The 24699-nt window shown below is 53.9% G+C and carries 23 protein-coding genes; 14 read left to right on the forward strand and 9 right to left on the reverse strand.

Going from position 1 to position 24699, the window contains the following annotated elements:
• Positions 1-58 precede the first annotated feature (58 nt).
• Positions 59-760, forward strand: a complete 702-nt coding sequence (locus HVZ39_RS07255; RefSeq protein ID WP_200049399.1) for a DnaA inactivator Hda — start codon at positions 59-61, stop codon at positions 758-760.
• A gap of 35 nt (positions 761-795) precedes the next feature.
• Here the strand turns inward: HVZ39_RS07255 and arsC are convergent, their stop codons facing one another.
• Both arsC and bepA read right to left on the reverse strand, forming a co-directional pair.
• The gene (arsC, locus tag HVZ39_RS07260) at positions 796-1155 is read right to left on the reverse strand and encodes an arsenate reductase (glutaredoxin) (RefSeq protein WP_181633412.1); all 360 of its coding nucleotides are present in this window, start codon (positions 1153-1155) and stop codon (positions 796-798) included.
• A gap of 86 nt (positions 1156-1241) precedes the next feature.
• Complete coding sequence (bepA, locus tag HVZ39_RS07265; protein ID WP_047416411.1) at positions 1242-2705, reverse strand: beta-barrel assembly-enhancing protease; 1464 nt, start codon at positions 2703-2705, stop codon at positions 1242-1244.
• 226 nt (positions 2706-2931) lie between these two features.
• Between bepA and HVZ39_RS07270 the strand changes: the two genes are divergently transcribed.
• The 4 genes from HVZ39_RS07270 to iadA all read left to right on the forward strand — a co-directional run bounded on the left by HVZ39_RS07270 (position 2932) and on the right by iadA (position 6460).
• Entirely contained in the window at positions 2932-3996 is a 1065-nt protein-coding gene (locus HVZ39_RS07270; protein WP_016153975.1) for an AI-2E family transporter, read from the forward strand.
• Positions 3997-4162: 166 nt separating this feature from the next.
• Entirely contained in the window at positions 4163-4822 is a 660-nt protein-coding gene (locus tag HVZ39_RS07275; protein WP_016153974.1) for a nucleoside recognition domain-containing protein, read from the forward strand.
• 1 nt (position 4823) lies between these two features.
• Positions 4824-5285, forward strand: a complete 462-nt coding sequence (locus HVZ39_RS07280; RefSeq protein ID WP_181633413.1) for a YjiG family protein — start codon at positions 4824-4826, stop codon at positions 5283-5285.
• Between the two features lie 11 nt (positions 5286-5296).
• Positions 5297-6460, forward strand: a complete 1164-nt coding sequence (gene iadA / locus HVZ39_RS07285; RefSeq protein ID WP_103928448.1) for a beta-aspartyl-peptidase — start codon at positions 5297-5299, stop codon at positions 6458-6460.
• A 115-nt stretch (positions 6461-6575) separates the two neighbouring features.
• Here the strand turns inward: iadA and bcp are convergent, their stop codons facing one another.
• Positions 6576-7046, reverse strand: a complete 471-nt coding sequence (gene bcp, locus HVZ39_RS07290; protein ID WP_003835095.1) for a thioredoxin-dependent thiol peroxidase — start codon at positions 7044-7046, stop codon at positions 6576-6578.
• On the reverse strand, positions 7046-7618 hold the full coding sequence (locus HVZ39_RS07295) for a glycine cleavage system transcriptional repressor (RefSeq protein WP_019077363.1): 573 nt from the start codon (positions 7616-7618) through the stop codon (positions 7046-7048). Before HVZ39_RS07295 ends, bcp begins: the two co-directional genes overlap by 1 nt.
• Before the next feature lie 145 nt (positions 7619-7763).
• On the opposite strand from HVZ39_RS07295, the gene dapA reads away from it, so the two are divergent.
• The 6 genes from dapA (at position 7764) to ypfH (ending at position 14316) form a co-directional block, all read left to right on the forward strand.
• On the forward strand, positions 7764-8642 hold the full coding sequence (dapA, locus tag HVZ39_RS07300; protein ID WP_016153972.1) for a 4-hydroxy-tetrahydrodipicolinate synthase: 879 nt from the start codon (positions 7764-7766) through the stop codon (positions 8640-8642).
• Between the two features lie 16 nt (positions 8643-8658).
• On the forward strand, positions 8659-9693 hold the full coding sequence (gene bamC, locus HVZ39_RS07305; protein ID WP_016153971.1) for an outer membrane protein assembly factor BamC: 1035 nt from the start codon (positions 8659-8661) through the stop codon (positions 9691-9693).
• A gap of 111 nt (positions 9694-9804) precedes the next feature.
• Positions 9805-10518, forward strand: coding sequence for a phosphoribosylaminoimidazolesuccinocarboxamide synthase (gene purC, locus HVZ39_RS07310; protein ID WP_003835086.1), 714 nt, complete (start codon positions 9805-9807; stop codon positions 10516-10518).
• Positions 10519-10646: 128 nt separating this feature from the next.
• On the forward strand, positions 10647-11513 hold the full coding sequence (locus HVZ39_RS07315) for a neutral zinc metallopeptidase (protein WP_016153970.1): 867 nt from the start codon (positions 10647-10649) through the stop codon (positions 11511-11513).
• 15 nt (positions 11514-11528) lie between these two features.
• Entirely contained in the window at positions 11529-13544 is a 2016-nt protein-coding gene (locus tag HVZ39_RS07320) for a GNAT family N-acetyltransferase (protein WP_181633414.1), read from the forward strand.
• A gap of 73 nt (positions 13545-13617) precedes the next feature.
• Positions 13618-14316 carry an esterase gene (ypfH, locus tag HVZ39_RS07325; protein WP_016157110.1) on the forward strand — a complete coding sequence of 233 codons (699 nt, stop codon included), beginning with the start codon at positions 13618-13620 and terminating at the stop codon, positions 14314-14316.
• 48 nt (positions 14317-14364) lie between these two features.
• On the opposite strand, the gene HVZ39_RS07330 is transcribed toward ypfH, so the two are convergent.
• From HVZ39_RS07330 to HVZ39_RS07340, 3 genes are read right to left on the reverse strand one after another with little or no spacing between them, the layout of a single operon-like run.
• Positions 14365-14565, reverse strand: coding sequence for a YpfN family protein (locus HVZ39_RS07330; protein ID WP_003835080.1), 201 nt, complete (start codon positions 14563-14565; stop codon positions 14365-14367).
• A gap of 27 nt (positions 14566-14592) precedes the next feature.
• Positions 14593-15720, reverse strand: a complete 1128-nt coding sequence (gene dapE, locus HVZ39_RS07335) for a succinyl-diaminopimelate desuccinylase (RefSeq protein WP_016153967.1) — start codon at positions 15718-15720, stop codon at positions 14593-14595.
• 3 nt (positions 15721-15723) lie between these two features.
• Complete coding sequence (locus HVZ39_RS07340) at positions 15724-16080, reverse strand: ArsC family reductase (protein ID WP_016153966.1); 357 nt, start codon at positions 16078-16080, stop codon at positions 15724-15726.
• 389 nt (positions 16081-16469) lie between these two features.
• Between HVZ39_RS07340 and ypfM the strand changes: the two genes are divergently transcribed.
• On the forward strand, positions 16470-16529 hold the full coding sequence (ypfM, locus tag HVZ39_RS07345; RefSeq protein ID WP_001386977.1) for a protein YpfM: 60 nt from the start codon (positions 16470-16472) through the stop codon (positions 16527-16529).
• Between the two features lie 75 nt (positions 16530-16604).
• On the opposite strand, the gene acrD is transcribed toward ypfM, so the two are convergent.
• Positions 16605-19718 (reverse strand): multidrug efflux RND transporter permease AcrD, encoded by a 3114-nt coding sequence (acrD, locus tag HVZ39_RS07350; protein WP_016153965.1) that lies wholly within the window; start codon positions 19716-19718, stop codon positions 16605-16607.
• 184 nt (positions 19719-19902) lie between these two features.
• On the reverse strand, positions 19903-21600 hold the full coding sequence (gene narQ / locus HVZ39_RS07355) for a nitrate/nitrite two-component system sensor histidine kinase NarQ (RefSeq protein ID WP_016157109.1): 1698 nt from the start codon (positions 21598-21600) through the stop codon (positions 19903-19905).
• A 263-nt stretch (positions 21601-21863) separates the two neighbouring features.
• Here narQ and aegA point away from each other — a divergent pair, with 263 nt between their 5' ends.
• Together aegA and nudK are read left to right on the forward strand one after the other, a co-directional pair.
• A complete protein-coding gene (gene aegA / locus HVZ39_RS07360; protein WP_049270080.1) occupies positions 21864-23843 on the forward strand; it encodes a formate-dependent uric acid utilization protein AegA in 1980 nt (659 codons plus the stop codon).
• 157 nt (positions 23844-24000) lie between these two features.
• A complete protein-coding gene (gene nudK / locus HVZ39_RS07365) occupies positions 24001-24576 on the forward strand; it encodes a GDP-mannose pyrophosphatase NudK (RefSeq protein ID WP_016157107.1) in 576 nt (191 codons plus the stop codon).
• Positions 24577-24699: the final 123 nt, after the last annotated feature.

A 24699-nucleotide genomic window follows, 5' to 3' on the forward strand; every position in this document is an offset into this window, starting at 1 on the left:
CGACGTATTTCTGTGTTAAACTCAACGCGATTTTATGAAATCCTGGGTTGAGGTATCTCTGAACACACCGGCACAGCTCTCTTTGCCACTTTATCTTCCTGACGACGAAACTTTCGCAAGTTTCTGGCCGGGGGATAACTCCTCTTTACTGGCTGCACTGCAAAACGTGCTGCGTCAGGACCATAGCGGGTATATTTATCTCTGGTCGCGTGAAGGCGCTGGCCGTAGTCATTTGCTGCATGCAGCTTGTGCGGAACTGTCCGCGCGCGGCGATGCGGTAGGCTATGTGCCGCTCGACAAGCGTACCTGGTTCGTCCCCGAGGTGCTCGACGGTATGGAGCATTTATCGCTGGTATGCATCGATAACATCGAATGTGTGGCCGGGGATTCGCTGTGGGAAATGGCGATCTTTGATCTCTACAACCGCATCCTGGAGTCGGGGAAAACGCGTCTGCTGATCACAGGCGATCGCCCGCCAAGACAGCTGAATCTGGGGTTGCCGGATCTCGCCTCGCGCCTGGACTGGGGACAAATCTACAAGCTGCAGCCGCTTTCCGATGAAGATAAGCTGCAGGCGTTGCAATTACGCGCCAGACTTCGTGGGTTTGAACTGCCGGAAGATGTGGGACGCTTCCTGCTCAAGCGTCTGGATCGAGAAATGCGTACGCTGTTTATGACGTTGGATCAGCTTGATCATGCATCGATCACCGCCCAGCGTAAGCTGACCATTCCATTCGTAAAAGAGATACTGAAGCTGTAAGCGCCGCAGCCGAAGAGACTGCGGCAGGTTTCAGGTTAACCGATGATTTCCAGTACCTGCTCCGGCGGGCGTCCAATTCTCGCCTGGCCTTTGGCAACCACAATCGGGCGCTCCATCAATTTCGGGTTTTCCACCATTGCCTGAATCAGCGCATCTTCACTCAGATTTACGTCCGCCAGATTAAGTGACTTATAGAGATCTTCTTTCTGGCGCATCAGCTCGCGCGCGCTGGACATGCCCAGCATCTGCAGCAATTCACGCAGGGTTGTGGCGTCAGCCGGGGTTTCCAGATACAACACCACTTCCGGGTCCACAGCGTTGGACTTCAGTAACTCCAGCGTTTCACGGCTCTTGGAGCAGCGTGGGTTATGGTAGATTTTAATCGCGTCTGACATGACTTCTCCTTGCATAACAATCCTGCCGGATGGCGACCAAAGGCCTTATCAGGCCTACATATCGCCATCCGGCAAGGGTTCGATAATTACATTTTCGTATACGGTTTAAAGCGCTCTTGCAGTTGGCGTAGCTGGTCGATACGGGCATCGTATCTGGCCTGCTGCTGGCTACCCAGCTTGACCTGTGAGCTTGCGCTGCTGAGCATCGAAATCGCCTGATCCAGACGTCCTGCGAGGGCATACCCTTCCGCGCGGGCTGCCAGTTCCTGATCACGGTTGTTCAGGTTGGCTTCCGTTTGCGCTAACAGATCCCAGCCGTTAGGGTCGTCCTTATGGCTAAACGTATAGCGATTCAGGATGGTCGCTGCCTCTTTGGCTTGCCCGGCCTGTAAATACGCATTTGCCAGGTTGAGCTGCAGTACCGGATTGGTGCGCAGGTCGCGGGCGTTTTTCAACCGATTAATGGCATCGCTGGTTTTCTTCTGGCCGAGATCGATATCCGTTGCCAGGTCGAGATACCAGGCATTGTTAGCATCTGCCGCCAGCAGCGGTTGCAGTGCTTTACGTGCCTCGTCATATTTACTGGCCTCCATTGCCTGCAATGCCCGGCCATACTGCGCCGCACGTTGCTCACGTATGTTGCCTTTCGACCAGTTACTCAGCAGGTCATCGGTCAGCTGGTTGCGACCAGAGTTGTACATGCCTAAGGTGCGTGCCTTGGCCAGATAAAAATCTTCTGAAGACTGGACGACAGCCGGACGCATTTGGTTGGCGCGGTTACGGGCATCCGACAGACGGCTTTCTGGCAGGGGGTGAGTCAGCAAAATTTCTGGTGGACGCGAAGAGTAACGGGCCTGATCGAGCAATTTTTCCAGAAACGTCGGCATGGCCTGGGGATCGAATCCCGAGCGTTGCAGTACCTGAATACCGATGCGGTCTGCTTCCTGTTCGTTTTGCTGCGTAAAGCTAATCATCCCCTGGCGTGTACCCGCCAACGTACCGGTCAGCGCCGCCATACCCGCCTGCGGGCTGGCCATCGCCAATAAAATTGACCCTAACGCACCCACCCACGTTAGCGGCGCGCTGCGTTTCTGGTCTTCCATTGCACGCGCCAGGTGACGCTGCGTAACGTGGGAAATTTCGTGCGCCATAACCGATGCCAGTTGGCTTTCGTTATCGGAATAGCGGAACAGTGCGGAGTGCAAAACAACGTTGCCGCCAAAGAAAGCAAAGGCGTTGATTTCATCGTTGTTAATCAAAAAGAAGGTGAAGGGCGTTTTTACCGAGTCGGCGTGCGAGACCAGACGCATCCCCAGCGCATTAATGTATTGCGTCAGCAACGGATCGTTAATTAATGGCGCACTGCCGCGCAGCTGGCGTACATAATAATCGCCCATCTGCATTTCCTGTCCTATGGAAAGCGTACTCCCTGCCGAGGTTCCCATATCAGGCAGGGTGTCCGCGGTTTCGGCAAATGCGGGCGCAACCTGACCGATGGTCAGTGCAGCAATGAGGGTAGCAACCAGGTTTTTTTTCAACTGCCTGAACATAACCTCTGTCCTGTATTCTTTTTTGAGATAGCCATTTGACCAATGCCGTGAAGTTTCGTTCACACTCCGCAAGCTTAGGGAGTGTAACTGCGAAACCTGACGATGAACACCCAGGAAAAATGACTTTTCACTTTGCGTAATCCGCTATAAAAAGCGAAGTCTTTTTTGTGACATTTCGATACAATTCGGGATCGCAATCCCGCTATTGGATTCATGGAAGGGTTTTATGCTCGAAATGTTGATGCAATGGTATCGCCGCCGCTTTAGCGACCCCGAAGCCATCGCCTTGCTGATTATTCTGGTTGCCGGTTTTGGCATCCTGTTCTTTTTTAGCGGTCTTTTGGCGCCGCTGCTGGTCGCCATTGTGCTGGCGTACCTGCTCGAATGGCCGACAGTACGGCTGGAACATATTGGTTGTTCACGGCGTTGGGCGACATCGATTGTGTTGGTGGTGTTTGTCGGTATTTTGCTGCTGATGGCGTTTGTGGTAATGCCCGTTGCATGGCAACAGGGGATCTACCTGATCCGCGATATGCCCGGCATGCTCAATAAATTGTCTGATTTTGCCGCCACCTTACCGCGGCGTTATCCGGCGCTGATGGATGCGGGCATTATTGATGCGATGGCGGAGAATATGCGCTCGCGAATGCTCACCATGGGCGATTCGGTGGTGAAATATTCGCTGGCTTCACTGGTCGGATTGCTGACGCTGGCGGTGTATCTGATTCTCGTCCCGTTGATGGTGTTCTTCCTGATCAAAGATAAAGGACAAATGCTGAACGCAGTGCGTCGGGTGCTGCCGCGTAATCGCGGACTGGCGGGGCAGGTGTGGAAAGAGATGAACCAGCAAATCACCAACTATATCCGCGGCAAGGTGCTGGAAATGGTGGTGGTCGGCGTGGCGACCTGGCTCGGCTTCCTGCTGTTTGGCCTCAACTATTCGCTGCTGCTGGCGGTGCTGGTAGGCTTCTCCGTACTGATCCCGTATATCGGCGCTTTCGTGGTCACTATTCCGGTGGTCGGTGTGGCATTGTTCCAGTTCGGGCTTGGCACCGAGTTCTGGAGCTGTTTTGCCGTATACCTGATAATCCAGGCGCTGGACGGTAATTTGCTGGTGCCGGTGCTGTTCTCCGAGGCGGTAAATCTGCATCCGCTGGTGATTATTCTCTCAGTGGTGATATTCGGCGGCCTGTGGGGATTCTGGGGCGTATTCTTTGCGATTCCTCTGGCGACGTTAATCAAAGCGGTAATGCATGCCTGGCCGGATGGTCAGGTCGTTGATGAACCCTAATCTGTTTGCTCCGGCGATGCAATGTCGCCGGAGCCGAACTTGTCTGACCTCTATCCACACATTCTGAATAATCTCCTCTGGTGTCGTTTTTCTCTGCGTTTGTCTTTAACTTGACCCGCGTGATGTCTTTAAGTCACGCAAGGAATAAGGCCAACAGGAGAACAAAATGGGTCACAACACACACACGCAGCAGAAGGTGGGATGGGGCGGTTATCTCGCTTTTTTTATTACGATTATTCTTTTTTCCGGCATGTTTGCGAAAAGTACCGAATGGTGGCGAGTCTTTGATTTCACCGTTCTCAACGGTGCGTTTGGGCAGATTAATGCGGCGGGGGACACGGCGGTCTCTTTTCGCGGCACGGGCGGTATGGGCGCAAAAGACGGCTTCTTATTCGCGCTTGAGCTGGCGCCTTCCGTCATTCTTTCACTCGGGATAATTTCCGTCACCGAAGGGCTGGGAGGGTTGCGTGCGGCACAGCAACTGATGACGCCAGTCCTGCGCCCGTTACTCGGTATTCCAGGTATTTGTTCGCTGGCGCTGATTGCGAATTTGCAAAATACCGATGCTGCGGCAGGGATGACTAAAGAAATGGCGGAAGAGGGCATTATCACTGAACAGGAACGTGCCATTTTTGCCTGCTGGCAAACCAGCGGCAGTGCGTGTATTACCAACTATTTTTCCTCGGGTGCCGCGTTGTTTACGATGGTTACCGTTCCGGTGATTACGCCCCTGGCGGTGATCCTTGTCTTCAAATTTGTGGGTGCGAACCTGCTGCGTTTGTGGATTGCGCAGCTGGAAAATCGCCGTACGCAGCAGGAGGCGTGAGATGACAACGCAAGTACGTAAAAACGTCATGGATATGTTTATCGATGGCGCACGGCGCGGATTCACTATTGCAACAACCAGCCTGTTGCCTAACGTGGTAATGGCGTTTGTGATTATTCAGGCGCTGAAGGTGACGGGACTGCTCGAGATTGTCGGGCGGGTATGTGAGCCGGTAATGGCGCTGTGGGGACTGCCGGGGGAATCTGCTACCGTACTGCTGGCGGCGGTGATGAGTATGGGAGGCGGCGTCGGTGTTTGCGCCAGCCTGGTTATCGCCGGTACGCTTACGGGACATGATGCTACGGTGCTGTTACCGGCTATCTACCTGATGGGCAATCCGGTGCAAAATGTGGGACGCTGTCTGGGTACTGCGGGGGTCCATCCCCGTTATTACCCGCTTATTATTGCGGTATGCGTAATTAATGCGCTGCTCTCTATTTGGGTTATGCAGGTTATTGCCTGACAAGGAAGGTTATGAACTGTTCCATTCTTAATTTGACGTTGTTCCAGCAGGGACACGTGTACGCGCCGGAAGACTTAGGGCGCCAGGATATACTGGTGTCTGACAGCAAAATTGTTGCCATCGCGCCGTCGATTTCCCCTGACGATTTTCCTGGCTGCGAGTGTATCAATCTTGACGGTGCGATTGTGTGCCCAGGATTTATCGATCAACACGTCCATCTGATTGGCGGCGGTGGAGAAGCGGGGCCGCACACCCGCACGCCGGAAGTACGCTTGTCGCGGCTGGTTGAAGCTGGCGTCACCTCGGTGGTGGGATTGCTGGGGACAGATGGTATTACCCGTCACCCTGAATCGCTGCTGGCGAAAACCCGCGCGCTGGAATTTGAAGGCATCAGCGCATGGATGCTGACCGGGGCGTATTCTCTGCCTTCCCCGACCATCACCGGCAGTATCGATCGCGATGTGGCGCTGATCGATAAAATCATTGGCGTGAAATGTGCTGTTTCGGACCATCGTTCTTCAGCCCCGGACACCTCGGCGCTGGCAAACATGGCGGCGCAGTCGCGCGTTGGCGGATTGTTAGGGCGCAAGCCGGGGATTAGCGTCTTCCATATGGGCGACAGCCCGCGCATGCTGGAGCCGTTGTACCAGATCCTCGACAGCTGCGATGTACCGATTACCAAGCTGCTGCCCACACACGTCAATCGTGCGGAACCGTTGTTTCAGTCGGCGCTGGAGTATGCCCGCAAAGGCGGTTATATCGACATTACCAGCAGCATTGATGAACCCGTCGACCCGGCCACGGCTATCGCCACGGCGCTACGCCAGAACGTGCCGCTGTCGCGTATTACCTTGAGTTCGGATGGCAACGGTAGCCAGCCGGAATTTGATGACTACGGTAATCTTACCGGCATCGGTGTCGCAGGGTTTGAATCACTGGCTGAAACAGTGCGCCAGTTGGTGAAGGTTCATGCCATACCGCTGGAACTGGCGCTGTGTCCGCTGACGCGAACGGTCGCAGAATTTTTGGGACTGGAGCATAAAGGGCGTCTGGCGGTGGGATGCGATGCCGACATTCTGGTGCTCAATGATGCGCTTGAAGTTCATCACCTGTGGGCGAAGGGAAAAGTCGTCGTCAGAGAGAAAAAAGCCTGTGTAAAAGGGACGTTTGAATAAACGACGTTGATGCCGGATGGCGGCGTAAACGCCTTATCCGGCTACGGAGTTATGCGGATGGCGGCTTGATAAGACGCGTGGCGTCACCATCAGGCGCTATCCGGCAAAATGTAAATCAGGCGTTCTCTTTCAGCCAGTTCATTACCACGTCGTGGTGGTTGCTGGTTTTGAAGTCATCAAACACATGCTCAATTTTCCCTTCAGCATCAATCAGGAAGCTGATGCGGTGGATGCCATCATAGGTTTTGCCCATAAATGACTTCTCACCCCAGACGCCGAACTGCTCGCAAACCTGGTGATCTTCGTCGGACAGGAGCGTGAAGTTAAGGACTTCTTTCTCCGCGAATCGGGAAAGCTTCTCTGGTTTATCGGTGCTGATTCCCAGCACTTCAACACCTGCTTTTTTTAACTCATCCATGTTATCGCGCAGGCCGCAGGCCTGTACGGTACAGCCGGGTGTCATGGCTTTCGGGTAAAAATAAACCAGAACACGCTGTCCCTGGAAGTCGGTTAAATTTACTTGTTCTCCGTCTTGATCCGGCAAGCTAAATTTCGGTGCGATATCACCGGCTTTCAGTGGGTTCATTACTTAACTCCATCCTGTTCATCATGCTGTGAGTAATTGACGACGTTAATACTGCCTTGCGCATTGAGTTCTGTACAGAGTGCTTTAAACGCATCTTCAATATTTGCCGAATCATGTGACGCAGGACTATGTGCGGTAATTTGAATAAACAGCTGTGCCGCCTTTTCGTTCTCAGCCGGTTGCGTACGTGAAACCAGTTCCGCAATATTCATTTGGTGGCTGTCAAACAGAGCGGTAAAGCGTTCAATCAAATGCGGAGAATCAGGAACATCGACCTGCACCCATACCGTAGCGGGCATCGCCGGACGGGGGCGTGCGGTCGTGCGCTTCATCACAATCAGTAAATCCAGCTCTGCACCTTTCAACGGCAAGGTTGATTCAATTAGGGTAATGGCATTCCAGGTGCCCGACAGCAACATGATAAACGTGAACTCGTCACCCAGCATGGCCAGTCGGCTGTCTTCGATATTACAGCCGCAACTGCTGACATGACGTGTGATGGTGTTCACAATTCCCGGGCGGTCAGCACCCAGCGCAGTAATGACCAGATAGTGTTGCGATGACGATGTCAAACCTGTTCTTCCTTTGAGCGGTGAGGTAATCATAAGGAAAGCATAAAAAAAACATGCATACAACAATCAGAACGGCTCTGGTCGCTTGCTTTTATTGTCGTACCAAACGTACCATTGAGACACTTGTTTGCACAGAGGATGGCCCATGTTCACGGGAAGTATTGTCGCGCTTGTTACGCCGATGGATGAGAAAGGTAAAGTCTGCCGGTCGAGCCTGAAAAAACTGATTGATTATCATGTCGCCAGCGGCACCTCGGCGATCGTTTCGGTTGGCACCACCGGTGAGTCTGCCACCCTGAGTCATGATGAACATGGCGATGTGGTGATGATGACCCTGGAGCTGGCCGACGGGCGTATTCCGGTGATTGCCGGAACCGGCGCTAATGCGACCGCGGAAGCCATTAGTCTGACGCAGCGTTTCAACGACAGTGGTGTTGTCGGCTGCCTGACGGTGACGCCTTACTACAACCGCCCAACCCAGGAAGGTTTGTTCCAGCATTTCAAAGCCATCGCTGAACATACTGACCTGCCGCAAATTCTGTATAATGTACCGTCCCGTACCGGCTGCGATATGTTGCCGGAAACCGTTGGTCGCCTGGCGAAAGTAAAAAATATTATCGCTATTAAAGAGGCCACGGGGAACTTAAGTCGCGTTCACCAGATCAAAGAGCTGGTTTCAGACGACTTTATTCTGCTCAGCGGTGATGACGCGACCGGACTGGATTTTATGCAGCTCGGTGGTCATGGCGTGATTTCCGTGACGTCTAACGTTGCGGCACGCGATATGGCCGAAATGTGCAAACTGGCGGCAGCCGGGAACTTTGCCGAGGCGCGGGTGATTAACCAGCGTCTGATGCCGTTACACAACAAACTATTTGTCGAACCCAATCCTATCCCAGTGAAATGGGCGTGTAAGGAGTTGGGACTTGTGGCGACCGATACGCTACGTCTGCCGATGACGCCAATCACGGATAATGCTCGTGAAATCGTCAAAGCGGCGCTTAAGCATGCCGGTTTGCTGTAAAGTTTAGGGAGATTTGATGGCTTACTCAGTACAAAAGTCGCGCCTGGCCAAGGTTGCGGGTGTTTCGCTTGTTATGTTGCTCGCGGCCTGTAGTTCTGACTCGCGTTATAAGCGCCAGGTGAGCGGTGATGAATCCTATCTGGAGGCCGCACCGCTTGCTGAGCTTCACGCTCCAGCTGGGATGATTCTGCCGGTTATGTCGGGTGACTATAATATCCCGGTCACCAACGGCAGCGGTGCCGTTGGTAAAGCGCTGGACATTCGCCCGCCGGCACAGCCGTTAGCATTAGTCACCGGCGCTCGCACTCAGATCGCGGGTGATACGTCGACATTGCTGGTGGAAAATGGTCGTGGCAACACGCTGTGGCCACAGGTCGTTAGCGTCATTCAGTCTAAAAACTACACGATCACCAAACGTGATGATGCCAGCCAGACGTTGACCACCGACTGGGTTAACTGGAACCGTCTGGATGAAGACGAGCAGTACCGTGGACGTTATCAAATCTCGGTTAAACCGCAGGGCTATCAGCAAGCGGTAACGGTGAAACTGATTAACCTCGAGCAGGCGGGTAAACCCGTAGCTGATCCAGCATCAATGCAGCGTTACAGCGCTGAGATGATGAACGTTATCTCCGCAGGTCTGGATAAGAACGCCACTGACGCCGCGAATGCCGCGCAGAACCGCTCTGCCGCCACCATGGATGTTCAGAGTGCTGCCGATGACACCGGTTTACCGATGCTGGTGGTACGTGGACCGTTCAACGTGGTATGGCAGCGTCTGCCGGCAGCGCTTGAGAAAGTGGGGATGAAAGTGACCGACAGCACCCGTTCTCAGGGCAGCATCGCCGTGACCTACAAACCACTGTCTGATAGCAACTGGCAGGAGCTGGGCGCAAGCGATCCGGGTCTGGTATCCGGCGACTATAAACTGCAGGTCGGTGATTTAGACAACCGCAGTAGCTTGCAGTTTATCGATCCGAAGGGGCATACCCTGACGCAAAGCCAGAACGACGCGCTGGTCGCCGTCTTCCAGGCAGCGTTCAGTAAGTAAAAATAAAGGGCTGGATAACTCCAGCCCTTTTTTTCTGATATGATACGCAAACGTGTGCGTCGGCAGAAAAACGCAATATTTATCGTTAATTCACACCCAGGAGTAATAAAGATGCAAAAGCAAGCTGAGTTGTATCGTGGTAAAGCGAAGACCGTATACAGCACGGAAAACCCGGACCTGTTGGTGCTCGAATTCCGCAATGATACGTCAGCAGGGGATGGCGCGCGCATTGAACAGTTTGATCGTAAAGGCATGGTGAACAACAAGTTCAACCATTTCATTATGACTAAACTGCAAGAAGCGGGCATTCCTACCCAGATGGAGCGACTGCTTTCCGATACTGAATGTCTGGTGAAAAAACTGGAGATGGTACCGGTTGAATGTGTGGTTCGTAACCGCGCAGCAGGTTCCCTGGTTAAGCGTTTAGGCGTTGAGGAAGGTATTGAACTGAATCCGCCGCTGTTTGATCTGTTCCTGAAAAACGATGCTATGCACGATCCAATGATTAACGATTCCTATTGCGAAACTTTTGGTTGGGTGAGCAAAGAGAATCTGGCGCGTATGAAAGAGCTGACCTACAAAGCCAACGACGTGCTGAAAAAGATGTTTGATGATGCCGGTCTGATTCTGGTCGACTTCAAACTTGAATTTGGTTTGTATAAAGGTGAAGTGGTCCTGGGCGATGAGTTCTCACCGGACGGCAGCCGTCTGTGGGACAAAGAAACGCTGGATAAAATGGACAAAGATCGCTTCCGCCAGAGCCTGGGCGGCCTGATCGAAGCTTATGAAGCCGTCGCGCATCGTCTGGGTGTGAAGTTAGACTAATCCTCCCCTGAGCCGGCGATCGCTCTCCGGCTCATCAATCCCGCCGATTTTGATTACTGTTTCTTATGGTAATCCTGTTCCGAACCGCCTACGATCATCATCATAATGAATAAAAAGTTGAGGTGATTATGCGCTGGCAAGGGCGTCGTGAAAGTGACAATGTGGAAGACAGACGAAATAGCTCCGGTGGCGGCCCTTCTATAGGCGGCCCTGGTTTTCGTTTGCCCAGTGGTAAAGGCGGCATCATCCTGCTGATTGTGGTGCTGGTGGCGGGATATTATGGCGTGGATCTCACCGGATTAATGACCGGCCAGCCAGTTTCCCAACAGCAATCATCACACTCCATCAGCCCAAACGATGATGAAGCAGCAAAATTCACTTCGGTGATTCTGGCCACCACGGAAGATACCTGGGGGCAGCAGTTTGAAAAAATGGGCCGGACCTACCAACAGCCGAAGCTGGTAATGTATCGCGGAGCGACGCGTACCGGCTGTGGCGCAGGTCAGTCGGTGATGGGGCCGTTTTACTGCCCGGCGGATGGTACGGTGTATATCGACCTCTCATTTTATGATGACATGAAAAACAAGCTGGGCGCCGATGGTGATTTTGCTCAGGGCTATGTTATCGCCCATGAAGTGGGCCACCACGTGCAGAAACTGCTGGGTATTGAACCGAAAGTTCGCCAGATGCAGCAGAATGCCTCACAGGCTGAGGTGAACCGTCTTTCCGTACGTATGGAACTGCAGGCGGACTGCTTTGCCGGCGTCTGGGGCAACAGTATGCAGCAGCAGGGCGTGCTGGAGTCCGGCGACCTGGCTGAAGCGCTGAACGCCGCTCAGGCTATTGGCGACGATCGCCTGCAGCAGCAGGGACAAGGACGCGTTGTGCCGGACAGCTTTACCCACGGCACTTCTGAGCAGCGGCTTAGCTGGTTCAAACGCGGTTTTGACAGCGGCGATCCGGGACAATGTAATACTTTTGGTAAAGGCATTTAAGCTACTGAGGCAGGGATGTCTGATAATACGGCGCTGAGCGCGTTAACCGAACAGATGGCCCGCGAAGGGATCCGTCGTCTGCTGATTATCAGTGGTGAGGGGAACTGGTGTCAGGAGCGGGCTTTAGCGCTACGCGACACGTTACCCGGCGACTGGTTATGGGTGGGCGCACTCGCCCCTGCTGAGCCAAACTGTACGCCACAGGCGCTGCAAACGTTATTAGGGCGCGAATTTCGTCATGCGGTTTTTGACGCCGGGCAGGGATTTGACGCTGCGGCGTTTGCCGCCTTAAGCGGAACGCTGATCGCCGGGAGCTGGCTGGTTTTGCTGACTCCCCCCTGGCATACCTGGCACACGCATCCGGACGTGGATTCACTGCGCTGGAGCGACTGTGCTGAACCTATCCCAACGCCGCACTTTGTTGAACATGTCAAACGGGTGATTTCCCGTGACGGACAGGCGCTGCACTGGCAGCAGCATCAGGCAGTTTCCAGCCCGCGTTTTCCTGTTCGTGCAGTCTGGCACGCGGCAACCGGTTACCCTCAGCCTGAACAGGTGATGATTTTAACCCAGTTGCTGGATATGCCTCCCGGCGTGGCTGTGGTCACAGCTGCACGTGGCCGGGGTAAATCGGCTCTGGCAGGGCAATTGATAGCACGTATCAACGGGACCGCGATTGTCACCGCGCCTGCTAAAGCGGCAACGGATGTGCTGGCGCAATTTGCCGCAGAGCGTTACCGCTTTATGGCCCCGGATGCGCTGTTAAGCAGTTCTGCAACCGCAGATTGGCTGGTTGTGGATGAAGCCGCCGCGATCCCCGCGCCGCTGCTGCACCAACTGGTTGCGCGTTTCCCTCGTACGCTGTTAACCACCACCGTACAGGGCTACGAGGGAACCGGCAGAGGCTTTTTGCTGAAATTCTGCGCCCGCTTTCCCCATCTTCGACGCTATGAGTTGCAACAACCCGTGCGCTGGGCGCAGGGATGTCCGCTGGAGAAAATCGTCAGCGATGCGCTGGTGTTTGACGACGAAACCTTTGCGCACGCCCCCTTAGGGGAGCTTAACTTCTCGGCATTTGATCAACTCTCATGGCAGACAAACCCGGCGCTGCCGTTAGCGGTATATCAGCTACTTTCCGGTGCGCATTATCGCACCTCGCCACTGGATCTGCGGCGAATGATGGACGCGCCGGGTCAGCATTTTCTTCAGGCTTCGGCTGCTGACCCGGTGGCGGGTGCCGTCTGGCTGGTCGACGAGGGGGGATTATCCGCAGAATTAAGCCAGGCCGTCTGGGCCGGATTTCGCCGACCAAGAGGAAATCTGGTTGCGCAGTCACTGGCGGCGCACGGCGGAGACCCATTGGCGGCGACGCTCGTCGGGCGGCGGGTCAGTCGAATTGCGGTTCATCCCGCGCGTCAAAGGGAAGGTATTGGGCAACAGCTGATTCTGCAGGCCCGGCACTATTGCACGCAGTGCGACTATCTGTCCGTCAGCTTTGGTTATACGGCTGAATTATGGCGTTTCTGGCAGCGCTGCGGTTTTGTCCTGGTACGGATGGGTAATCATCGGGAAGCCAGCAGCGGCTGTTATACCGCTATGGCGGTGCTGCCCATCAGCGAAGCGGGAAAACGCCTTGCCTGGCGGGCGCACCAGCGCCTGCGACGGGATGCGGAGATTCTTGCGCAGTGGAACGCAGAGCGCATTCCGCTGGTACCACTGAAAGAGACTACGCTTAATGAGGATGACTGGGGTGAGCTGGCTGGGTTTGCCTTCGCGCATCGACCATTACTGACATCATTAGGTTGTCTGAGTCGTTTGCTTGAGCGCAGCGAGTTGCCTCTTCCGGCATTACGCGGGCGTATACAGGCTCAACGCAGCGATGCTGAATTGTGCCAACAGCTGAAAATATCGGGTCGCAAAGCGCTGTTGGCAGTTCAGCGCGCCGAGGCGGCGCAGGCCTTAAAACAGCTGGATGCTGAGCGTGAACAACGGCTACATAATCGCATTATGCAATGGCAATTTTTTCACTAACTTCTTCAATTTCCTGGCATGGTCATTGCGGTTAAGCGGCGTAGAATGATTCTCATCAGTTAAGGAGATCGCCATGAAACATGACCATTTTGTTGTTCAAAGTCCCGATAAACCCGCTCAACAGCTCTTGTTGCTGTTTCATGGCGTCGGCGATAACCCGGTTGCCATGGGCGAAATTGGCTCCTGGTTTGCGCCGCTGTTTCCGGATGCGCTAATCGTCAGCATTGGCGGGGCAGAGCCTTATGGTACGACTTCCGGGCGTCAGTGGTTTTCTGTACAGGGGATAACGGAAGAGAACCGCCAGGCGCGTATTGACGCGATTATGCCGGTCTTTATCGAAACCGTTCGCTACTGGCAGAAGCAAAGCGGCGTTTCGCCTCAGGCGACCGCGCTGATTGGTTTTTCTCAGGGCTCGATTATGTCGCTTGAGAGTATTAAAGCCGAGCCTGGGCTGGCGTCGCGGGTCATCGCCTTTAATGGTCGCTATGCCACGTTGCCGGAGGTTGCAACCACCGCGACGACAGTGCATTTGATTCACGGCGGTGAAGACCGGGTGATTGAGTTATCTCATGCCGTTGCCGCGCAGGAGGCGTTAATACGCGCCGGTGGGGATGTGACGCTGGATATCGTCGAAAATCTGGGGCACGCCATTGATGAACGCAGTATGCAGTTTGCGCTCGACCACCTGCGTTTTACCGTACCGAAGCACTACTTTGATGAAGCGCTGAGCGGTGGTAAGCCTCACGATGATGATGTGATTGAGATGATTTAACCCGCAGGCCGGATGGCGATGTGTAACCGCCATTCGGCCTACGTTGGCTTATTTCTTCGGTTGATCCTTGTTTGGCCAATCGTCGTCGTCATCCCATTTATCGTTAAAATCACGATGCGGGGGAAGCTCCGGCTTATTGGCAAGAAATTTCTTGTGGTCGACGCGCTTGAGATCTTTAATCACGTTCAGCAATACGCCTACCAGAAACACCAACACTAGAATCCACCAGTATTTTGCCAGCCAGTCCATGCTCATTTCCTCTTACAGGAACACTCATCAGGCGACGAGTTGCTCCATGATACGTTGATACATACGGGCAAGCAGCTGCAGGTCGGCGGCATTAACACATTCATTAATTTTATGAATGGTCGCGTTGACCGGCCCCAGTTCTACTACCTGTGCCCCCATGCGGGCAATAAAACGCCCGTCGGACGTCCCGCCTGTAGTCAGTAACTGCGGTTTAATCTCATTATAGTGCTCAATGGCGTTCACCACCGCATCCACCAGTTTACCGCGTGCGGTCAGGAACGGCTGACCGGAAAGCCACCAGTCGACGGTATAACGCAACTGATGTTTCTCCAGCAGTTCCAGCACCCGGGACTTAATCATTTCATCGTTTAATTCGGTGCTGAAACGGAAGTTGAACTGGATAAACAGTTCGCCGGGAATAACATTGTTGCTGCCGGTTCCTGCCTGAATATTGGCAATCTGCATGCTGGTCGCCGGGAAGAATTCGTTGCCCTGATCCCACTCAATCGCCACCAGTTCATTAAGCATTGGCGCCGCGCGGTGTACCGGGTTATCGGCCAGATGTGGGTAGGCTACGTGGCCCTGCACGCCGTGAATGGTCAGATTGCAGGTCAGTGAACCACGACGCCCATTTTTCACCACGTCGCCAACGATTTCCGTGCTGGACGGCTCGCCAACCAGACAATAATCCAGTCGTTCATTGCGTGCCATAAGTGCTTCAACCACTTTTACGGTGCCGTTTTGGGCGCTGGCCTCTTCGTCAGAGGTTATCAAAAACGCCAGACGACCCTGATGGTTCGGATGCTGGGCGACAAAACGTTCTGCGGCCACGACCATTGCCGCCAGTGAGCCTTTCATATCGGCTGCGCCACGCCCGAACAACATGCCATCGCGAATGGTCGGTTCGAACGGTGGATTAATCCAACGATCGACATCGCCGACAGGCACTACGTCAGTGTGACCGGCAAATGCCAGAGTCTCACCTTTGCCGCGCCATGCCCAAAAATTCTGTGTGTCACCAAAATCCATACGCTCAACGGTAAAACCTACCGCGCGCAGGCGTTCAATCATTAACGCCTGGCACCCGGCATCATCCGGGCTCAGGGAAGGACGGCGAATAAGCTGCTGTGTCAGCTCAATAACCGGGCACGACATAGACTATACCTCATTAAAAAACTGCGTATAACTGGATTCACTAAAGCCAAGCAGCATAGGCTTACCCGGCGCGCAGAGCAATGGGCGTTTGATAATTGCAGGCATTTCAATCATCAATGCAGCAGCAGAGGACGCATCGGTGATTTGGTTACGTGTGGCTTCATCCAGTTTGCGCCAGGTGGTTCCACGTGTATTGAGCAGCGCCTCCCAACCCAATTCGCTGATAAAGGCGTGTAATAACGCGTTGTCCAGGCCGTCGACGCGATAATCATGGAAGCGGTAGTCGACCCCATTGTCTTCCAGCCAGCGTCTGGCTTTTTTAATCGTATCGCAATTCTTAATGCCGTAGAGGGTGATCATTTGAATCCTTATTGACGTAATTTGAATATTTATTCTCGTGTTCTATAAACATGAATAATACATATTGTCATCGAACCGTTATAGAAAAATATAACATTGTTGTTGAATGGTGAATAATGATTCCTGAAAGTTCCAAAATTCACGGGAAACTGAAAATCAGAATTTGCCTGTTTGCATCAGCCTGTTTTTCCATCAGAATTGCCAAAGTCGTAGATGATGTATGAATATTTCAAAATATTGCAGTAAGTCACATAAAATTTATGGGGTTAGCGCATAGTGATTACATATACCCCCGAACACTGGAGGATGTAATCGCAACCATTGGTTAAATGATCTTCTTTTTATGATGATGATTTCGTAGAATGCCCATAATAATAAGAGAGGTTGTTATGATTGAACGTGAACTGGGGAACTGGAAAGACTTTATCGAAGTGATGCTTCGTAAATAATTTTCTGGAAGAAATTCATATCCTGCAAAGGATAATAAAAGGCGACTCAACGTAAGTCGCCTTTTTTGTGTCCGATTATTCTGGGCGGGGCTTCAATGGGAAGCGTCTGCGTACCAGCACAAAGAACAGAGGAACGAAGTAAATCGCCAGGACAGTGGCTGAAATCATCCCGCCCATTACGCCAGTCCCCACCGCATGTTGACCGCCGGAACCTGCACCACTGCTGATGGTCATCGGCAATACCCCAAAGATAAACGCCAGTGACGTCATCAGAATTGGGCGTAAGCGTTGGCGACAGGCATGCAGCGTGGCGTCGAGCAAGTCATGACCTTTCTCGTTCATCTCATTGGCGAATTCAACAATCAATATTGCGTTCTTCGCCGAAAGCCCGATCACGGTGAGTAACCCGACCTGAAAGTACACGTCGTTTTCCAGACCGCGCATCCAGGTAGCGAGCAACGCGCCAATGACCCCCAGCGGTACAACCAGCATGACGGAGAAGGGAACCGACCAGCTTTCGTACAACGCCGCCAGACACAGGAACACCACCAGTAAAGAAATGGCGTACAGGGCTGGCGCCTGAGAGCCCGACAGCCGTTCCTGGTAAGACATCGCGGTCCATTCGAGGCCGAATCCGGTCGGCAACTGGTGGACCAGCGATTCCATAATGTCCATCGCCGTACCGGTACTGACGCCTGGGGCGGCTTCGCCAACAATCTCGACGGCGGAGTAGCCGTTATAGCGTTCCAGACGCGGTGAACCCGTTTCCCAGCGCGACGTGGCAAAGGCCGAGAAAGGCACCATGCCGCCGCTATTATTGCGGACGTACCACAGATTGATGTCGTCCGGGAGCATGCGATATTTTGCCGCCGCCTGCACGTAAACCTTCTTCACGCGACCCCGGTCCATAAAGTCATTGACGTAGCTGGAGCCCCAGGCCGTTTGCAAGGTGTCGTTGATGTCATCAATGGAAACGCCCAGTGCCTGGGCTTTGCGCTGATCGATATCAATTTGCAACTGCGGGCTGTCGTCCAGACCATTATGACGAACACGGGTCAGAGACGCGTCTTTCCCGGCCAGCTCAATCAGCTTGTCGCGCGCGGCCATTAACGCATCATGGCCCGCACCGGCGTGATCTTGCAGCTCCATATCGAAACCGGCAGAGCTCCCGAGACCGCTAATCGCCGGAGGGCTGCTGGCGAAGACGCGGGCTTCCTTAATCTTATTAAAGGCTTTGGTCGCGCGCTCGATGATGGCGAAAGAGGTTCCGGTGGTGGTGTCGCGATCATCCCAGTCTTTTAAGCGGACAAACATCCGCGCCACGTTTTGACCGTTCCCGCCAGGGCCAGAACCGACCGTGGAAAAGACCGACGTAATGTTGTCTTTCTCATGGGTGAAGTAATACTTCTCCACTTCCTCAACTACTTTCAATGTTTGCTGCTGGGTCGAGCCGCTGGGCAACTGTATCGAGGTGGTAAACATGCCGCGGTCTTCGAGCGGCAGGAAGGAGGTTGGCAGGCGCAGGAACAGGAAAACCATACCACCGAGCAGCAGGCCGTAAATCAGTATCCAGCGCAGGCTGCGGTGCAGGATCCTGGCGACGCCTTTTTCATAGCGTTCGGCGTTGCGGTTAAACATCCGGTTAAACCAGCCAAAGAAACCGGTTTGCCCGTGATGCTCGCCTTTATGTAGCGGTTTGAGCAGAGTGGCGCACAGGGCAGGGGTGAGGATCATCGCCACCAGAACTGAAAGAACCATTGCGGAGACGATGGTAATCGAGAACTGGCGGTAAATAGCCCCGGTAGTACCGCCGAAGAAGGCCATCGGGATAAACACCGCCGACAGCACCATGGCGATACCGACCAGCGCTCCCTGGATTTGCCCCATCGATTTCCGCGTCGCTTCCCGCGGCGAGAGGCCTTCCTCACTCATAATTCGCTCGACGTTTTCCACCACCACAATGGCATCATCGACCAGCAGGCCGATCGCCAGCACCATCGCAAACATCGTCAGGGTGTTAACGCTGTAGCCAAAGGCGTAGAGCACGGAAAAGGTACCCATCAGGACGACGGGAACGGCGATTGTAGGGATCAGCGTGGCGCGGAAGTTTTGCAGGAACAGGTACATCACAAGAAATACCAGTGCGATCGCTTCCAGCAGCGTTTTCACCACGTCGATAATTGAGGCTTTGACAAAGGAGGTAGTTTCATACGCCACCTTGTATTCCAGCCCGTGCGGAAAATACTGTGAGAGCTCATTCAGGCGGTCGATAACCAGCTCCGCCGTTGCCATTTCATTAGCACCGGAGGCCAGTTTTACCCCCAGACCGGAAGCCGGGTGGCCGTTGAAGCGGCTGAGATAGTCGTACTTTTCCGCTCCCATTTCGACCGTCGCCACATCACCCAGTTTAACTTCTGAGCCGTCCTGGTTGACGCGTAGCGTAATCGCGCGGAATTCATCCGGAGTCTGCAGCAGCGACTGGGCGTTGATCGTCGCATTCAGCGCTTGTTTGTCCACCGAAGGCGTGCCGCCAAGTTGCCCGACGGCAATCTGCGCATTCTGTGACTCGATAGCATCGGTCACATCTTTAGCGGTCATCTGGAAGCTGTTAAGTTTGACCGGGTCGAGCCAGATACGCATGGAATATTGTGAACCGTAGGCGTCAATATCGCCCACGCCGTTTATACGACTGAGCGGATCCTGGATATTACTGGCGACGTAGTCGGCGATGTCCTGCTTATCCATTGAGCCATCGGTGGAGACGAAGGCGATGGTCAGAATATTGGTGTCACCGGTCTTGCGCACCGTGACCCCTTGATTTTGTACCGCCTGCGGCAGCTTACGCATTGCCGATTGCAGCTGGTTTTGCACCTGCTGGACGGCTTCATCAGGATCGGTTCCTGCGAGGAAGCTCAGCGTAACCGACGCCTGGCCTGTCCCGCTGCTCTGCGACGACATGTACATCAGATTATCGAGACCAGTCATGTTCTGCTCGATAACTTGGGTGACGGTATTTTCCAGGGTTTGTGCGGACGCGCCAGGGTAGTTCGCGGTTACCCGCACGTTTGGCGGTGCCAGATCGGGGTATTGCTCAACGGGCAGCGAAAAAATAGCCAGGGCTCCTGTCAGGCACAACAGGATTGCTAACACCCAGGCAAAAATGGGGCGATCGATGAAAAAATTCGCCATTAAAAGGGGACCTCGTGTTTCTGCGTATCGTTATGGGTGTGAATTGCTTCACTTTAGCGGCAAGGTACGGGGCAAACGTGGAGAAAAAAAGAAGATAATGTAAATTATCATGCCCGTTTACAGCTTACCTTTCGTGCCAACGCCGTCAGGCCTGGATCGAGAACCGACGGCGCTTTGCGGTTCTTTACGTTAGCTCACCGTCGGATTCTGCCGAACGAAAACTGATGCTCACCAGCGTTCCCCCTCCGGAGGGTTGAGAGAAAGTCAGCGTGCCGCTCAGCCTTTCCGCCCGCTCGCGCATAATATTTAATCCATAGTGCCCCGAAGGCTCATGCGGCTCGCCAATGCCGATGCCGTTATCGCGAATATAAACCGTGTGATTACCATCCGGCGCGGTCACGCAACTGACGGCAATTTCGGTTGCGCTGGCATGTTTAATCGCGTTCAGCACTGCTTCACGGACGATCTGCAGCAGATGCACCTGCATTTGCGCGTCCAGCGCCAGCGTCGGTAACCGGCAATCAAGCGTCAGTTTAGCCGAGGTCTGATTTTGCAGCGTTTCCAGCATTTCATGCAGGGCGGAGGGGAGATCGGCCTGCTGTAAAGTCAGGCGGAAGGTGGTGAGCAGTTCGCGTAGCTGGCGGTAGGCGTCGTTCAGCGCCTGAGAAAAATCCGCCATAATGCTTTGCGCTGGGGCGTTATCTTCGGGAATCGAACGCTTCAGCAGCGTGAGCTGAATGCGTAAATAAGAGAGCACTTGCGCCAGCGAGTCGTGCAGCTCGCGCGCAATCGTCGCCCGCTCCTCCATTAACAACAGCTGCTGAAAATGTTTTTGCGCCTGGTTGAAGTACAACCCGCGACCTAGCATTGAGGAGACGCTGTTGAGTAGCGGGGTAGAAGCATTGACGTTCGGGCTTTGCCAGTGCAGTTCACCGTAGACGGTTTCCTGCATGGTGACCGGCAGGATCTGCATCGGCAGCTCGGGGCTTTTTGCGCCTTCGCTAATTCGCCAGTTATCTCCGACGGTGAGTTCCAGGAAATAGGCGGCGTCATGTTCGCGGACGATCTGTAAAATATGGCGGAAGCAGTACACATCAATCTGACTGGTATTTAACGCCTGAGAGCACTGATACAACACTTCCAGACGACGATTAGCTTCGTGGAGATCGTGGGTCTTCTCAGCGACAGACGCTTCCAGCGAGCGGTACAGCTTGTGTAATTCACTCGACATCTGGCTGAAGGTCTTGCCCAACAACCCGAGTTCGTTGGGCAAATCAGTATCCAGCGACGGGATGTCAAACTGACCGTGTTCAATGTGCTGGCTTGCCACCACCAGCTTATTCAGCGGACGCACCACCTGCTGGCGAATACGCCGCAAGGTAAAGAAAACGAGGGTGAATATGCCGATCCCGCCCGCCAGTGAAATACCAAAAACCAGCATTACTTTGCGTTCGGCATAATGTTGCAGCGCCAGCACGAAGAGATCGATTTGATCGACATAGTTATTGATATTGCTCTGGTACCAATTTAAATCGCCATCGATCAGACGGGCGTTCATTTCCAGCCAGTTTGCATGTAGACGTCCATAGCGACTTTTTACCGCTTGAGGCACGTACCACGCGTTCAGGTTCTGTAGTGCTGGCGAATTTAGCGCCTGCTGGAAAAGCTGGCGGTGAGCGTTAAGCTGCGGACTTTGGCTTTGCAGATCGTAACCCAGACGGTAACTTTGCATGCGCAATGAGCCAGCCACGTTGATGGCTTCGGCATCTCGTAAGCTGCTGGTCAGCGTGAGCAGCGCAATACCCGTTGAGAGAATCGACAACAGCACTATGTAGAAAAAAGCTTTAGCCAGACTGGCCGAGACCGGACGCTTTACCGTCACTTGTGCATCCTCACACAATACACGTCGCGCCTTAAAACAGCCCGAACGATGCGGTGTATTTGATAAATGTTAATAAAACGCCATGAAACTGGATGGTAACTGAAACACAATTTCATATGCGATGAAATAAATTGATCTGCCACAGGTTCTGGATAAATAGTTGTGCTTCCTGGGCAAATGAACATTGCCGCTTCCTTCCGTGTCGGTTAATAACAACACTCATATAAAGAATAAGGTTTTTGCAACCAAAAAAGAAGGAAGCCATGAATCGTTTTATTATGGTTAATAGCCAGCAGTGCCTGGGATGCCATGCCTGTGAGGTCGCCTGCGTCATGGCTCACAATGGCGAGCAGCATGTCCTGAGTCAACGGCATTTCCAGCCCCGAATTACCGTCATCAAGCATCAGCAGCAGCGCAGTGCGGTAACCTGCCATCACTGTGAAGATGCGCCCTGCGCCAGAAGTTGCCCGAACGGGGCAATCAGCCATGATAACGACAGCGTTCAGGTGAACCCGAAAAAGTGTATTGGCTGTAAATCGTGCGTCGTTGCTTGTCCTTTCGGCACGATGCAGATCGTACTCACTCCTGTCGCTAAAGGGAAGGTGAAAGCCACTGCGCACAAATGCGATTTGTGTCAGGGACGCGAACAGGGACCCGCCTGCGTAGAGAACTGTCCGGCGCAGGCGTTACAACTGGTGACGGAAAATTCGCTTACCGGTCTGTCAAAAGCGCGCAGGCTACGCACCGCCAGTCTGGAAAGTCAGCCCTGGCATGCCAACGCCACCGATTTCGTTTCGCATGCAATTACCAAACGTGAGCAAATGCAGGCGACGCCTGCGCGTGGTGAGCCGGATAAGCTGGCAATTGAGGCCCGTAAAACCAGCTTTGAGGAGATCTATCTGCCGTTTCGTACGGCGCAGGCGGAACGGGAAGCGTCCCGCTGCCTGAAATGCGGCGACCACAGTATTTGCGAATGGACCTGCCCATTGCATAACCATATTCCGCAGTGGATTGAACTGGTCAAAGCCGGGAATATCGATGCGGCGGTTGAGCTTTCTCACCAGACCAACTGCCTGCCGGAAGTGACCGGGCGCGTATGTCCGCAGGACCGACTTTGCGAAGGGGCATGTACGGTGCGTAGCGAGCATGGGGCGGTCACTATCGGAAATATTGAGCGTTACATCTCTGATCGGGCCCTGAGCAAAGGATGGCGACCGGACTTAAGCCACGTGCAGAAAGTGGATAAGCGCGTTGCTATCATCGGCGCGGGTCCGGCGGGTCTGGCCTGCGCGGATGTGCTGGCGCGCAGCGGAGTCAGCGCCACCGTATACGATCGCCACCCTGAAATCGGCGGTTTGCTGACGTTCGGCATTCCGGCCTTCAAGCTGGACAAATCGCTGCTGGCCCGCCGCCGTGAAATCTTCAGCGCCATGGGTATTCATTTCGAACTTAACTGTGAAGTGGGTAAGGATGTGGCGCTGTCGGCGCTGCTGGAGGATTACGATGCCGTGTTCGTGGGCGTAGGAACCTATCGTTCCATGAAGGCGGATCTGCCGAATGAAGACGCGCCTGGCGTTTATGACGCGTTACCGTTCCTGATTGCCAACACCAAACAGGTGATGGGGCTGGATGAACTGCCTGAAGAGCCGTTCATCGATACCGCCGGACTGAACGTGGTTGTGCTGGGCGGAGGCGATACGGCAATGGACTGCGTGCGTACCGCGCTGCGTCACGGCGCACGCCAGGTGACCTGCGCTTATCGTCGTGATGAAGCCAACATGCCCGGTTCGAAAAAAGAGGTGAAGAACGCCCGGGAAGAGGGGGCGAACTTCGAGTTTAACGTCCAGCCGGTTGAGCTGGTGTTACATGATGATGGGCGAGTCAGCGGCGTGCGTTTTTTACGTACCCAGCTTGGCGAGCCAGACGCGCAGGGACGTCGTCGCCCGGTTCCCCTCGCCGGGAGTGAGTTTGTCATGCCCGCAGATGCGGTGATCATGGCGTTTGGTTTTCACCCACATGGCATGCCGTGGCTGGAGACGCATGGGGTTAAGGTCGATAACTGGGGGCGCATAGCCGCCAATGTTGAAAGCGCATACCGTTATCAAACCAGTAACCCGAAAATCTTCGCCGGTGGCGACGCGGTACGCGGTGCGGATCTGGTGGTTACGGCCATGGCGGAAGGACGGCATGCCGCCCAAGGGATCGTCGACTGGCTGGGCGTAAAATCAGTCAAATCTCACTAAGTCGCTAAGAAGGCCGGATAAGGCGCGTTAGCGTTGCTATCCGGCTCTGTGCCGCATAATTGCCTGATGGCGCTTCGCTTATCAGGCCGACATTGCACCAAGACAAACCCGGTTTCACGGCGTAGTATTATTTCTCACTTCTTGCTGTGGAGCCGGTATGTCGCAAAAAATTACCCTCATCAAAGATAAAGTCCTTTCCGATAACTACTTCATCCTGCGCAATATTACCTATGACCTGACCCGTAGCAATGGTGAGGTGATTCGCCACAAACGCGAGGTTTACGATCGCGGCAACGGCGCCACTATCCTGCTGTATAACCCGGAGAAGAAAACGGTGGTGCTCATCCGCCAGTTTCGCGTCGCCACCTGGGTCAATGGTAATGAAAGCGGTCAACTGATTGAAACCTGCGCCGGGCTGCTGGATAACGACGAACCGGAAGCGTGCATTCGGAAAGAGGCCATTGAAGAGACCGGCTTTGAAGTGGGGGAAGTGCGTAAGCTGTTTGAGCTCTATATGTCGCCGGGCGGCGTGACGGAGATAATTCATTTCTTTATTGCGCAATACAGCGACAGCCAGCGGGCAAATGCGGGCGGAGGTGTGGAAGATGAAGATATTGAGGTTCTGGAGCTGCCGTTCACCCAGGCGCTGGAAATGATTAAAACGGGTGAAATCCGTGACGGTAAGACGGTGCTATTGCTGAACTATTTGCAGTCGTCGCATCTCATGGACTAATGCGCGGGATTTATATTTCTTTACAAATTTTCGGCCAATCCGACGATTCTTATTGAGCCACATCAGTCGCGCAAGGAAGATACCGCTTAGGCTGTGTGTTTTGACTTTGGGGTTGTACCGTCC

The sequence above is a fragment of the Citrobacter sp. RHB35-C21 genome, assembly GCF_013816515.1.
In the GTDB taxonomy this organism is placed as follows: Bacteria; Pseudomonadota; Gammaproteobacteria; order Enterobacterales; family Enterobacteriaceae; genus Citrobacter; species Citrobacter braakii.